The sequence below is a fragment of the Serratia sp. ID 25-353 genome, assembly GCF_054792795.1.
The window spans coordinates 2,240,652-2,252,836 of sequence record NZ_CM139236.1 but is presented as its reverse complement, the minus strand read 5'-3'; the positions used below and the strand labels follow the sequence as shown (position 1 = coordinate 2,252,836).

Below are 12,185 nucleotides of genomic sequence, written 5' to 3'. Positions count from 1 at the left end.
AAAGAGTTAAAAATTATGTTGTTAGTCGATTCTCATTGCCACCTTGACAGTCTGGATTATCAAACTCTGCACCAGAATGTGGACGATGCGCTGGCCAAAGCCAAAGCGCGCGACGTCGGCTATGTACTGGCGGTCGCCACCACGTTGCCGGGCTACCGTTCCATGACCGAGCTGATCGGCGAGCGCAACGACGTGGCCTTCTCCTGCGGGGTGCATCCGCTCAATCTGGAAGAGGGGTATGAGTACGCCGAGCTGCGCCGCCTGGCGGCGGCGGAGCAGGTGGTAGCGCTGGGGGAAACCGGGCTCGATTACTTCTACCAGAAAGATAACCTTGAGCTGCAGCAGGACTCTTTCCGCGAACATATCCGCATCGGCCGGGATCTGAACAAGCCGGTGATCGTCCACACTCGTGATGCGCGCGCGGACACGCTGGCGATCCTGCGTGAAGAGAAGGCACAGGACTGCGGCGGCGTACTTCACTGCTTCACTGAAGATCTGGCCACGGCCGAAGCTCTGCTGGATCTGGGCTTCTACATCTCCTTCTCAGGCATCGTGACCTTCCGCAACGCCGAACAGCTGCGTGAGGTGGCCCGCTATGTGCCGCTGGATCGCATTCTGGTGGAAACCGACTCGCCTTATCTGGCGCCGGTGCCGCATCGCGGCAAAGAAAACCAACCCGCCTATGTGCGCGATGTGGCTGAATACATGGCGGTATTGAAGGGCGTGAGCCTGGAACAACTGGCCGAAGCCACCACCGCCAACTTTTCACGCTTATTTCACCTCGATCTGTGATCTTTGACCTAGGCTATAGCTGTAGGTCATTGTCTGCGTAATTTTTTTTAAGCTCGTAATTAATCACTGAAACGGGTAAGGTTTCCTCCCGTTTCAGGGGATTGATGCGTGTTTTTTGGCCTGTTTTGCCAAAAAACAGCCGGTTTATGCAAAGTTACCGCGGCTCGATCATCGAAACGTGATTGTCATCAAACATTGCGCAGGCTATTTATTTTACTCTGCGTAATAAATTCAAGGGGTGCTCAGACACCCTGAATTGCAGGGGTTTTTCTCCCCCCCTTGCAGCGCGAATCATCGCGACAAGAAGTAGCAAAGCATTATTACTCAGGAGCACACTCAACTATGTTCAAGAACGCATTTGCAAACCTGCAAAAAGTAGGTAAATCGCTCATGCTGCCGGTGTCCGTGTTGCCTATCGCAGGTATCCTGCTGGGCGTCGGCTCCGCCAACTTTAGCTGGCTACCTGCGGTAGTCTCCCACGTGATGGCGGAAGCGGGCGGTTCAGTCTTCGCCAACATGCCGCTGATTTTCGCCATCGGCGTCGCTCTGGGCTTTACCAACAACGACGGCGTTTCCGCGCTGGCGGCGGTGGTGGCCTACGGCATCATGGTGAAAACCATGGCGGTGGTTGCGCCGCTGGTGCTGCACCTGCCGGCTGAAGAGATTGCGGCCAAACACCTGGCGGATACCGGTGTGCTCGGGGGGATTATCTCCGGTGCCATCGCGGCCTATATGTTCAACCGCTTCTTCCGCATTCAACTGCCGGAATACCTGGGCTTCTTTGCCGGTAAGCGTTTCGTGCCGATCATTTCCGGTCTGGCGGCGATCGTTCTTGGCGTAGTGCTGTCCTTCATCTGGCCGCCGATCGGTACGGCTATCCAGACCTTCTCGCAGTGGGCGGCTTATCAGAACCCGGTCGTGGCCTTCGGCATTTACGGCGTGGTTGAGCGTGCTCTGGTGCCGTTCGGTCTGCACCACATCTGGAACGTACCGTTCCAAATGCAAATTGGTGAATTCACCAACGCGGCGGGCCAGGTATTCCACGGCGACATCCCTCGCTACATGGCGGGTGACCCAACCGCGGGCAAACTGTCCGGCGGCTTCCTGTTCAAAATGTACGGTCTGCCTGCTGCGGCCATCGCTATCTGGCACTCGGCCAAGCCGGAAAACCGCGCGAAAGTCGGCGGCATCATGATCTCCGCCGCGCTGACCTCGTTCCTGACCGGTATCACCGAGCCGATCGAGTTCTCCTTCATGTTCGTCGCGCCGATCCTGTACGTGATCCACGCTATCCTGGCCGGTCTGGCGTTCCCAATCTGCATCCTGTTGGGCATGCGTGACGGCACCAGCTTCTCGCACGGCCTGATCGACTTTATCGTACTGAGCGGCAACAGCAGCAAAATCTGGCTGTTCCCAATCGTCGGCATCATCTACGGTCTGGTGTACTACACCATCTTCCGCGTGCTGATCGCCAAGCTGGATCTGAAAACCCCGGGCCGTGAAGACACCGCTGCCGAGCAGACTGCGCAGGGCGGTTCCGAAATGTCCGCGGCGCTGGTTCAGGCCTTCGGCGGTAAAGAAAACATCACTAACCTGGATGCTTGCATCACCCGTCTGCGCGTCAGTGTGGCCGACGTGTCCAAAGTTGACCAGGCGGGCCTGAAGAAACTGGGCGCAGCCGGCGTAGTCGTCGCGGGCTCCGGCGTGCAGGCCATCTTCGGCACCAAGTCCGACAACCTGAAAACCGATATGGACGAATACATCCGTAATCACTGATTCAGGCAGGGGAGTTACCAAGGGAGGCGAAAGCCTCCCTTTTTTTGCAAGGTCCAAAGTAGAACGAACCCGCACCAGAGCAGGTCTGTAATGGATGAGATCGAATTATTGTGCAAAACTGCGCGGGACTTCGCCGTTAAACCGACTTAAGACTGTTGCGTTGACGTGTAGTCCCAACAACATAGGTCTAATGTCTATACCTATAACAAGGATTTTGTAAGAAGGATTCTTCGAGTGAAAAAGTATTCCTATCCGTTTCTCTTCGCTGCGACCATATCATTTCTAATTGTTGTTTTTCTATTCATCGTATGGAAGCGAGAAATTTATCAAATCACTTTTCTCCGTGTTTCAACGAGTCGCTGCATGATTGTTTCTGCGATGGTGTTGTCCCTATTTATTTCATTGTATTTTATAAATAAAGGTGCTGTTAAAAGCAATAAGTACATTGATTATCTAAAGTTTTATGGTGGCGCTTGCGTTTCTTTGTTATTTATTTTTTTGATTCCAATAATCACAATTACGTATCTGGTGCCAGGCGAAACGTCCAGTTATACGGTCCACTATTCTTACGCATCAGGAAGTTACAAAAGCTGTTCTGGTGCAGATGTTGATGATCCCGATTTAGGGACCAATATCAGGATATGTTACCCCGGTGGTAACTATGAATCTGACAGGGTGATTTTTGTTCAGAAAAGGAGTAATGCCTTGGGAGCTGTGGTTTTGCATGCAACTACATCTCCTTGAAATATCAAAATGAGGAAGAGTGATCATATCCGCATACTGGAAGGGATGAACAATAAGATAAAAGTGGTGAAGCGAATGGCCCATGGTTTTCGGGATAACGCTTACTTCTTCCTGAAAATCAAAGCAGCACTTCCCGGTAAAGCGCGATGAACCTTTTCTATCAGGCACCAAGCCGCTGTTCGAGTTCGGCGAGAGAAGGGAGGAACCAGACCTGTTCGCCGCGATTGGCTTCACGCACAAAGTCTTGCAGCGTGTTGCTTTGCGTCAGCCAGGGGGAGACATCGCCCAGCAGCGCCACGCGCAGGCGGTAGTTGATGAATGTCTGCAATACGGCGCCGGCAATGCCGCTTCTGAGCTGGAAGAAGGCGGCGTCGAGGCGGTTGATGGGAAGGGCAATCATCCCGGCATTGTGCTCAAAGGCGGGCGCGATAAACAGGCTGACGTCGTTTTCGTCTTTCAACAGCGGCCCGGCTTCGGCGAAAACCACCAGGCGCAGATCATGGATGTGCCGCACGGCGTAGCGCATCGGCGCTCCGGGAGTCAGGGTTTGGCGTGTTGCTGCAGGTAATGCTCGAACACCGCCAGCGTTTCGTCCGAGATATGGTGTTCAATCCCTTCGCTGTCCAGCTCGGCAGTTTCGCTCGGCACCCCGAGGCACATCAACAGATCGACCACGATGCGGTGACGGCGGCGCACCTTCTGCGCCAGCTGCTCGCCTTCCTCGGTTAAAAACACCCCGCGATAAGGGCGCGATTCCACCAGTCCAGCGCTTTTCAGCCGCGCGATATTTTTGATCGCCGTCGGGTGAGACACACCGAAGCGGCGTGCGATGTCGGTGGTTCTGGCTTCGCGGGTGCTTTGCAGCAAATCGGCGATCAGCTCAACGTAATCTTCGATCAGCGCATTGGACTGCGCTTCGCGGGCGCGGCTAAAACGCAGGGCGTGCTCAGCCTCGTCCGGCATGTCGGTCTGGGCGTGGCGGTCGGCGTTATCTGGCGCGCGGGTAACCATAGCGTGGGGCGTCCTGTAAGCATAAAAATGGCATCTCCCGGCAATGCGGGGAGGGTTGCCCTAAGTTAGTCCAAATAGCACACATTATCAATTCGATGCCACGCATTGTGGTAGTTAGAAATATCTTTACACAAAGCCAATGAATTTCGCCTGTTGCATAAAGTGTAGCCGATGCTACATTGTCAGCATGATAGGTGGAAAAATAACCAGTAAAAGATTGAGGGTACTTCATGCGTGATGCGGCAACCACTCCATCGTTAACCGAACGGACCAACATTGCGATTGGCGCCGCCCTTGCCGGACGCAAGCGCGGTGCCTTTACGCCGCTGCTGTTTGCCGGCCCGGCGGTGATTGCCTCTATTGCCTATATGGATCCCGGCAACTTTGCCACCAACATTCAGGCCGGGGCGAAATACGGCTACAGCCTGCTGTGGGTGGTGGTGATGGCCAACCTGATCGCCATGCTGTTTCAGGCGCTGTCGGCCAAGCTGGGCATCGTCACCAACCGCAATCTGGCGGAGATGTGCCGCGACCAGTTTTCACGGCCGGTGGTGATCGGCATGTGGCTGCTCAGCGAAGTGGCGGCGATGGCCACCGATCTGGCGGAGTTTCTTGGCGGGGCGATCGCGCTGGCGCTGCTGTTCCACATGCCGCTGCTGGCGGGGATGGGGGTGACGGCGGTGATCACCTATGCGCTGTTGATGGTGGAAAAAAAAGTTTCCGCCCGGTCGAGCTGATGATCGGTGGTCTGGTGGGCATCATCGCGCTGTGCTACCTGGTAGAGATGTTCATTGTGCCGGTGGATTGGCAGGCGGCCGGGATCGGCATGGTGACGCCGCAACTGCCGGATGCGCAGGCGCTGACCATCGCCGTCGGCATTATCGGTGCCACCGTGATGCCGCACGCCATTTTCCTGCACTCGGGGCTGACCCAGCACCGCAGCCCGGCGAGCGACAACGGCGAGCGGCGCAAGCTGCTGCGTTTCTCCAATATTGAGGTGGTGATCGCGCTGGCGCTCGCCGGGCTGGTGAATATCGCGATGGTCATCATGGCCTCGAGCGCTTTCCACGCGGGTAACAGCGACGTGGCCGAAATTGGCACCGCCTACCATACGCTGACGCCGCTGTTCGGTGCGGCGGCCGCCGGCATCTTCCTCGCGTCGCTGATCGCCTCCGGCATTTCCAGCTCGGTGGTGGGCACCATGGCTGGGCAAATGATCATGCAGGGCTTCGTCGGTTTCCGCATTCCAGTGTGGGTGCGCCGCCTGGTGACCATGGTGCCGGCGTTTATCGTGGTGGCGATGGGCGTCAACGCCACCGACGCACTGGTCTACAGCCAGGTGGTGCTGAGCCTTGCGCTGCCGGCGCCGATGATCGCGCTGGTGATGTTCACCCGTCGCCGCGACATCATGGGCGAGTTCGCCAACGGCCGCTGGACCAGCCTGGCGGCGGTGGTCGGCACGGTGGTGATCGTACTGCTCAACGTGGTGCTGCTGTTGCAGACCTTCGGCGTCGATATCCCTGGGCTGGGGTGATCTTATGGGCCGCGCGGGGCGCGGCCGCGTCGCTAAATTATAAATTCCCCACGCCGCCGTCCATCTGCAGCTCGGCGCCGACCATAAACGCCGATTCGTCCGCCGCCAGAAACACCGCCGCTTTGGCCAGTTCCAGCGCGCTGCCCATGCGGCCGATCGGCACCAGCGCGCGGATATCGTCACGCAATATCTGCTCATCCGCTTCCGCCAACCCCAGTTTTCCCAATGCCGGGGTTTCGGTCGGGCCGGGGCTGAGGCCGTTAAGGCGAATGCCGCGCGCATGCAGCTCGCCGGACAGCGTTCTGGCCAGCGATAGCAAGCCGGCTTTGCTGGCGGCGTAGGCGCTGCTCTGCGGCAGGCCGATATGGGCGCTGACCGAACCGCACAGGATCACCGAAGACGGGTTGGCCAGCAGCGGCAGCAACGCCTGGATCAGAAAAAATGGCCCCTTCAGGTTGATGTCCATCAGCCGCTGATAGCTCTGCTCATCCCACTCCTGCAGCGGGCGATGCGTTACGTCGCCGGCGTTGATGTACAGCACGTCCAGCCGCGGCCACCGTTGCCCCAGCCGCTGCGCCAGTTCGCGCTGCTGCGGGATATCGCCGGCGTCGCTCAGCAGCAACAGTGCCTTGCCCGCCAATGCCTGGCCCGCCGAGTCCAGGGCGCTTTGGCTACGCCCGGTGATCGCCACCGTCGCGCCCTCGGCGATGAACTGGCGGGCGGTTTCCAACCCGATGCCGCTGGTACCGCCGGTAATCAATGCGTATTTGCCTTGCAGTCGTGACATAACCGATTCCTCTTTAGCGTTAGTTGCGGCATTATTTGCGCTATAGTTCCTTTTGCATAGTAGGCACCTTTTGGATACTAAAGGGCGAGGTGGGATGAAATGACGGCACAAGCGCCATTAGCGGCGGAAAATAATTTGGCGGCGTTGCCGGCGGCGGGCGAATCCTGCCCGATGGTGGACTTCGTCAATCTGGTGTCGGGCAAATGGGCGATACCGATCCTGTACCGGCTGATCGTGATCGACGGCCCTGTGCGATTCAGTGAGCTGCAGCGGGCGGTGGCGCCCATTGCGCAAAAAGAGCTGACGCGCCAGCTGCGGCTGTTCGAGCTGCGCGGCCTGGTGACGCGGCAGGTATTTCCCGAAGTGCCGCCGCGGGTGGAGTACCAGGTCACCGCACTCGGCAAATCGCTGCGGCCGACGCTCGACTCGCTGGCCGAGTGGATGCGCCGGCACGCGCCGCAGCTGATCGGCGGCTAGTCGCCGATGCCCGGCGGGTTGATGGCGGAACGCTCGACCTTTTCATCGCCTTCGCCCCAGCGCTCCAGCACCTGCGCGTATTCGCCGCTGACGATGACGCCGTTGATGGCGGCGTTGATGGCGTTCACCAGCCCATTGTCTTTCTTGCTGGTAACCGCCACGTAGGCCACGTTGGGGCCGATGCCGACCATTTTGGTTTTGCCGGTCAGCGCCGCCTTGTAGGCGCCGATGGAGTGGGGGCCGAAGAACGCGTCGGCGCGCCCGGACTGAATGCTCAGGTTGGTGGCGGCGTCGTCGGTCACGTAGATCGGCTGTACCGGCGGCAGCCCGGCGGCGCGGTTTTGCTTATCCCATCCCAGCAGTATGTTTTCCTGATTGGTGCCGGATCCGACGATGATCCGCAGCCCGGCGACGTCCTGCGGCCGGTTGATCGAGGTGATGTGGCTGGTGGATTTGACGTAAAAGCCCAGCGTGTCCACCCGATAGGTCGCGAAGTCGAATTTGGTCTTGCGCTGCTTGGTGACGGCGATGTTGAAGATCGCCGCATCGTATTTGCCGGCGCTGATGCCCAGCGGCCAATCCTCCCAGGAGGTAGGCACCAGATTCAGCGCCAGCCCGAGGCTGTCGGCCACCAGGCGGGCGATGTCCGGATCGCTGCCGATCAGCGTTTTATTGTCCTCGGCGAACAGCGCTAGCGGCGGAGAATTCTCGAACGCCACCGCCACCGTCAGCTTGCCGGGCACGGCAAAGTGAAAATTCGCCGGAATCAGTGCGATAGCGGCCGGGTTCGGCTCTGCGCGTATCGGCTCTTGGTTAGCCCGCAGATCGATACCGCCCGCCGTGGCCGCCTGAACGGCAGCGCTCAGCAACAGCGCGTACAGCGCCGAAATCCTCAGTGGCATAACACCCTCTACTCTTTGTTAATCATGGGGTTACTATTGGCGGCGGCACAGGGCAAGTAAAGCAACAATAGTGAATAACCAAAGTGAAAAGATGCACAAACGGGGCGCCGGCCTGCGCGAATCTGCAGCACTCGACGCGGAAAGTGCGCAATCAGGTTGAAAGCAGTAGAATTTGTCACTCATACTGCGTACAGCTAATTGTGTAAAACAAGGAACGCCAGATGGCCGAAGAAACGATTTTCAGTAAAATTATCCGCCGCGAAATCCCTGCTGATGTGGTTTATCAGGATGAACTGGTCACCGCTTTCCGTGACATCTCCCCTCAGGCACCCACCCATGTGCTGATCGTTCCCAACGTGCTGATCCCAACCGTCAACGATGTGACCGTGGAGCACGAAGCCGCGCTGGGCCGCATGATCACCGCCGCGGCGAAGATCGCCGAACAGGAAGGCATCGCCGAAGACGGCTATCGCCTGATCGTCAACTGCAACCGCCACGCCGGTCAGGAGGTCTATCATATTCATATGCACCTGGTCGGTGGCCGCTCGCTGGGGCCGCTGTTGTCACGTTAAGCGAGGAAATCATGCGCGGTAAAAAAACTCTGCGTGGTCTGATGGCGTTGGCGCTGCCCGCCGCGTTGCTGATGGGATGCAGTTCACCGCCCGGCATCGCGGTCAACCAAGGGCAGACGGTGGTGATGGATCCTTCGGTGCTGACCGCCGGCATTTTGGCCGATACGCCCTCGATTTCGAACGCCTCCGGGCGGGTGATGGCGACCTCGGTGCTCAATAACAGCCAGCCGACGCCGGTCACCGTACATTATCGTTTCTATTGGTACGACGCGCAGGGGCTGGATATTCGTCCCTTCGAGAAACCGCGCGAGATCGTCGTGGCGCCCGACTCGGACGCCAAAATCTACTCGATTAACGGCAACCTGGACGCCAAAAGCGCGCGTCTGTATCTGTACCTGTAAGCGCTTGCCAGGTTTGGAGAAAAAGCATGAAAAAGTACGTCTTAGTGGCGCTGGCCGCATTAACCCTGAGCGGCTGTCTGTCGCGTCCGCCTGAGCCGGATCAGCCGCTGCCGCCCGTCACCGTCGAGCCGGATCAACCGACGACGCCGGTCGAGCAGCCACAGCCGCCAACCACCGAGCCGGTGCCGCAGCCGCCGAAAATCCAGCAGCTTGACTGGCTGGGCAGCGTTCAGCCGCTGGTGGGGCAGATGCTGAAGGCCGATGGCGTCACGGCCGGCAGCGTGCTGCTGCTGGACAGCGTCAAGAACAACACCAATGGTTCGCTGCAGATGGGCAAAGCCACCGCGGCGCTGTATAAGGCGCTGGCGTCGAATTCCACCTTCAGCGTGGTGCCGGAAGCGAAGCTGACCAGCGCCAGACAAACGCTGGGCCTGTCGGCGGATGACAGCTTCGGTTCGCGCAGCAAGGCGATTGGCCTGGCGCGCATCGTCGGCGCGCAGTACGTGCTGTACAGCGACGTCAGCGGCGACGTGAAGTCGCCGGCGTTGGATATGCAGCTGATGCTGGTGCAAACCGGCGAGATCGTCTGGTCGGGCAATGGCGCCGTTAAACGCTGAGGCCGCGCTGCGACGATTGATGGAAACCAGACTGCCGGCGGTGAATACCGCCGGTTGTCATTTTAGCCCGGTGCAGGGGCTGACCGGCGAGAGCTGGCGCATCGACGGCGCGGGCATCACGCTGTTGGCGCGGCAGCACAGTGCGGAAAAGCGTGCGCTGGGCGTGAGCCGCCAGCGGGAAGCGCGGGTCCTGCGCCGCTGCGCGCCAGGGCTGGGGCCACGGGTTTTCGCACAGAATAATCAGTGGCTTATCCTCGAGTGGCTCGAAGGTGACGTCGTCACAGATACCGAGTTTGCGGCGCTGAATCAGCGCGGCGAGCTGGCGGCGATGGCGGCGGAACTGCATCGGCGGCCGCTCAGCGGTTACCGACTGGATCTGCGACGGCAGTTCCTCCGCTACTGGCAGCAACTGGATAGGCGGCGTTTAACCCCTGACTGGCTGCGCCTGCAGCGTCATTTTTTACGCAGCGCCTTGCCACGGCCGCTGCGCCTGGCGCCGCTGCACATGGACATTCATCCGGGCAATCTGCTCGCCACCGGCGCGGGGCTGCGGCTGATCGACTGGGAATATGCCGCCGACGGCGACGTGGCGCTGGATATCGCCGCGCTGTTTCGCGCCAACGGTTGGTCGGCCGCCCAACAGCAGCGCTTTTTGCAGCACTACGCGCGCCAGGGCTATCACGACGTCGCCCGGCTGCAGGCGCAGGTGCGCCGCTGGCTGCCGTGGGTGGATTATCTGATGCTGCTGTGGTTTGAAGTGCGCTGGCAGCAGAGCGGCGACGCCGAATTTTTGCGCTGGGGCGCGGCGGTGCGCCGGCGACTTTGTTTATCATCATCCGAATTCTGAACGAACAATAATGAAGTGAGGTGCCCGTGGGCCCAGTAATGCTAGATGTCGCCGGCTACGAGCTGGATGCAGAAGAACGCGAAATATTGAAACACCCGCTGGTTGGCGGATTGATCCTGTTCACCCGCAACTTCCACGATGCGGAGCAGTTGCGTGAGCTGGTGCGCCAGATCCGCGCCGAATCGCACGATCGGCTGGTGGTGGCGGTAGATCAGGAGGGCGGGCGCGTACAGCGCTTCCGCGAGGGCTTCACCCGTTTACCGGCGGCGCAGTCGTTTGCCGCGTTGCACGATGCGCAGGAAGGTGGCCGTCTGGCGCAGGAGGCCGGCTGGCTGATGGCGGCGGAGATGATCGCGCAGGATATCGACATCAGCTTTGCGCCGGTGCTGGATATCGGCCACGGCAGCGCGGCGATCGGCGAACGTTCGTTCCACAGCGATCCGCAGCAGGCGCTGGCGATGGCGGAACGCTTTATCCTCGGCATGCACAGCGCCGGCATGAAAACCACCGGCAAACACTTCCCGGGGCACGGCGCCGTCAGCGCCGATTCGCACAAGGAAACCCCGCGCGATCCGCGGCCGCTGGCGCAGATCCGTGAGCACGACATGGCGATCTTCCGCGAGCTGATCAACCGCCAGCTGTTGGACGCCGTCATGCCGGCCCATGTCATCTATACTGAAGCGGACCCGCGTCCGGCCAGCGGCTCGCCATACTGGCTGCAGCAGATCCTGCGTCAGGAGCTGGGCTTCGACGGCGTGATTTTCTCCGACGATCTGTCGATGGAAGGCGCCGCGATCATGGGCAGCTACGCCGAGCGCGGCCAGGCGGCGCTGGATGCCGGTTGCGACATGATCCTGGTGTGCAACCACCGCGAAGGTGCGGTCAGCGTGCTGGATAACCTGTCCCCGGTCAAAGCAGAGAAGGTGAAGCGGTTATATCATCGCGGTCAGTTCACCCGTCAGGAACTGCGCGACTCCGAGCGCTGGCAGCAGGCGCACAAGGCGCTCAGCGCGCTGAGCGAACGCTGGGAGGAGCACAAGCAGCGTTCGCAAGGGTGAATCCAGGCGCCGCATCGCGGCGCAGAGCGGAAATGATGAGGGCCGCGCCCGCGGCCCTTGGCTTGTTGCGAGGATCCACATGATTATCTATTTGCACGGCTTCGATTCCACCAGTCCCGGCAATCATGAAAAGGTGTTACAGCTGCAGTTTATCGATCCGGACGTGCGCTTCATCAGCTACAGCACGCTGCATCCGCGTCACGACATGCAGCATCTGTTGAAAGAGGTGGACAAGGCGGTGCAGCAGGGCGGCGATGCGCATCCGTTGATCTGCGGGGTCGGCCTCGGCGGTTTCTGGGCGGAGCGCATCGGCTTTCTGTGCGGCATTCGCCAGGCGATGTTCAATCCCAATCTGTACCCGGAAGAGCACATGCACGGCAAGATAGACCGGCCGGAAGAGTACCGCGATATTGCCACCAAGTGCGTGGAGGATTTCCGCGAGAAAAATCGCGATCGCTGTCTGGTGGTGCTGTCGCGGCACGACGAGGTGCTGGATAACCGGCGCAGCGCCGAATTGCTGCATCACTACTACGAAATCGTGTGGGATGAACAGCAGACGCACAAGTTCAAAAACATCTCTCCGCATCTGCAGCGGATCAAGGCGTTCAAGGCACTGGGTTAACAGTTTCATAACGCTGCCGCGAGCCGCGCTCCCCGTTTTTCACCG

General features: G+C 59.5%; 14 protein-coding genes and 2 pseudogenes. 12 read left to right on the top strand and 4 right to left on the bottom strand.

Annotation, left to right across the window (positions count from 1 at the left end; genetic code table 11):
- Positions 1-15: 15 nt before the first annotated feature.
- The 4 genes and pseudogenes from ACYF6X_RS10830 to ACYF6X_RS10815 form a co-directional block, all read left to right on the top strand.
- The gene (locus ACYF6X_RS10830) at positions 16-792 is read left to right on the top strand and encodes a metal-dependent hydrolase (protein ID WP_107226967.1); all 777 of its coding nucleotides are present in this window, start codon (positions 16-18) and stop codon (positions 790-792) included.
- 342 nt (positions 793-1,134) lie between these two features.
- Positions 1,135-2,568, top strand: a complete 1,434-nt coding sequence (ptsG, locus tag ACYF6X_RS10825; protein ID WP_019455831.1) for a PTS glucose transporter subunit IIBC — start codon at positions 1,135-1,137, stop codon at positions 2,566-2,568.
- Between the two features lie 234 nt (positions 2,569-2,802).
- On the top strand, positions 2,803-3,312 hold the full coding sequence (locus ACYF6X_RS10820; protein ID WP_107226966.1) for a hypothetical protein: 510 nt from the start codon (positions 2,803-2,805) through the stop codon (positions 3,310-3,312).
- 24 nt (positions 3,313-3,336) lie between these two features.
- A pseudogene (locus ACYF6X_RS10815) lies at positions 3,337-3,462 on the top strand (transposase); the annotation flags it as partial.
- 10 nt (positions 3,463-3,472) lie between these two features.
- Here the strand turns inward: ACYF6X_RS10815 and ACYF6X_RS10810 are convergent.
- Together ACYF6X_RS10810 and mntR are read right to left on the bottom strand one after the other, a co-directional pair.
- Positions 3,473-3,838: a DUF4180 domain-containing protein gene (locus ACYF6X_RS10810; protein WP_130018737.1), complete on the bottom strand. Its 366-nt coding sequence runs from the start codon at positions 3,836-3,838 to the stop codon at positions 3,473-3,475.
- A 14-nt stretch (positions 3,839-3,852) separates the two neighbouring features.
- Positions 3,853-4,323 (bottom strand): manganese-binding transcriptional regulator MntR, encoded by a 471-nt coding sequence (gene mntR / locus ACYF6X_RS10805; RefSeq protein ID WP_004928761.1) that lies wholly within the window; start codon positions 4,321-4,323, stop codon positions 3,853-3,855.
- Positions 4,324-4,553: 230 nt separating this feature from the next.
- Here mntR and ACYF6X_RS10800 point away from each other — a divergent pair.
- Positions 4,554-5,857: pseudogene (locus tag ACYF6X_RS10800) on the top strand (Nramp family divalent metal transporter).
- Positions 5,858-5,894: 37 nt separating this feature from the next.
- On the opposite strand, the gene ACYF6X_RS10795 reads toward ACYF6X_RS10800, so the two are convergent.
- Positions 5,895-6,644: an SDR family oxidoreductase gene (locus ACYF6X_RS10795; RefSeq protein ID WP_130018738.1), complete on the bottom strand. Its 750-nt coding sequence runs from the start codon at positions 6,642-6,644 to the stop codon at positions 5,895-5,897.
- 99 nt (positions 6,645-6,743) lie between these two features.
- On the opposite strand from ACYF6X_RS10795, the gene ACYF6X_RS10790 reads away from it, so the two are divergent.
- The gene (locus tag ACYF6X_RS10790; protein WP_074181196.1) at positions 6,744-7,121 is read left to right on the top strand and encodes a winged helix-turn-helix transcriptional regulator; all 378 of its coding nucleotides are present in this window, start codon (positions 6,744-6,746) and stop codon (positions 7,119-7,121) included.
- Here ACYF6X_RS10790 and ACYF6X_RS10785 read toward each other — a convergent pair.
- The gene (locus ACYF6X_RS10785) at positions 7,118-8,023 is read right to left on the bottom strand and encodes a transporter substrate-binding domain-containing protein (protein WP_130018739.1); all 906 of its coding nucleotides are present in this window, start codon (positions 8,021-8,023) and stop codon (positions 7,118-7,120) included. The two genes, ACYF6X_RS10790 and ACYF6X_RS10785, sit on opposite strands and share 4 nt — an antisense overlap.
- 221 nt (positions 8,024-8,244) lie before the next feature.
- Here ACYF6X_RS10785 and hinT point away from each other — a divergent pair, with 221 nt between their 5' ends.
- From hinT to ycfP, 6 genes are all read left to right on the top strand, one after another.
- Positions 8,245-8,595 carry a purine nucleoside phosphoramidase gene (gene hinT, locus ACYF6X_RS10780; protein ID WP_004928776.1) on the top strand — a complete coding sequence of 117 codons (351 nt, stop codon included), beginning with the start codon at positions 8,245-8,247 and terminating at the stop codon, positions 8,593-8,595.
- 11 nt (positions 8,596-8,606) lie between these two features.
- A complete protein-coding gene (locus tag ACYF6X_RS10775; RefSeq protein ID WP_015377465.1) occupies positions 8,607-8,996 on the top strand; it encodes a YcfL family protein in 390 nt (129 codons plus the stop codon).
- A gap of 26 nt (positions 8,997-9,022) precedes the next feature.
- Positions 9,023-9,613 (top strand): penicillin-binding protein activator LpoB, encoded by a 591-nt coding sequence (gene lpoB, locus ACYF6X_RS10770; RefSeq protein WP_130018740.1) that lies wholly within the window; start codon positions 9,023-9,025, stop codon positions 9,611-9,613.
- Positions 9,594-10,460, top strand: a complete 867-nt coding sequence (gene thiK / locus ACYF6X_RS10765) for a thiamine kinase (RefSeq protein ID WP_130018741.1) — start codon at positions 9,594-9,596, stop codon at positions 10,458-10,460. The genes lpoB and thiK overlap by 20 nt, the downstream gene beginning before the upstream one ends.
- Before the next feature lie 38 nt (positions 10,461-10,498).
- The gene (gene nagZ, locus ACYF6X_RS10760) at positions 10,499-11,518 is read left to right on the top strand and encodes a beta-N-acetylhexosaminidase (RefSeq protein WP_049207136.1); all 1,020 of its coding nucleotides are present in this window, start codon (positions 10,499-10,501) and stop codon (positions 11,516-11,518) included.
- A gap of 79 nt (positions 11,519-11,597) precedes the next feature.
- Positions 11,598-12,140 carry an alpha/beta hydrolase YcfP gene (gene ycfP / locus ACYF6X_RS10755; RefSeq protein ID WP_033638056.1) on the top strand — a complete coding sequence of 181 codons (543 nt, stop codon included), beginning with the start codon at positions 11,598-11,600 and terminating at the stop codon, positions 12,138-12,140.
- The last annotated feature ends 45 nt before the right edge of the window (positions 12,141-12,185 follow it).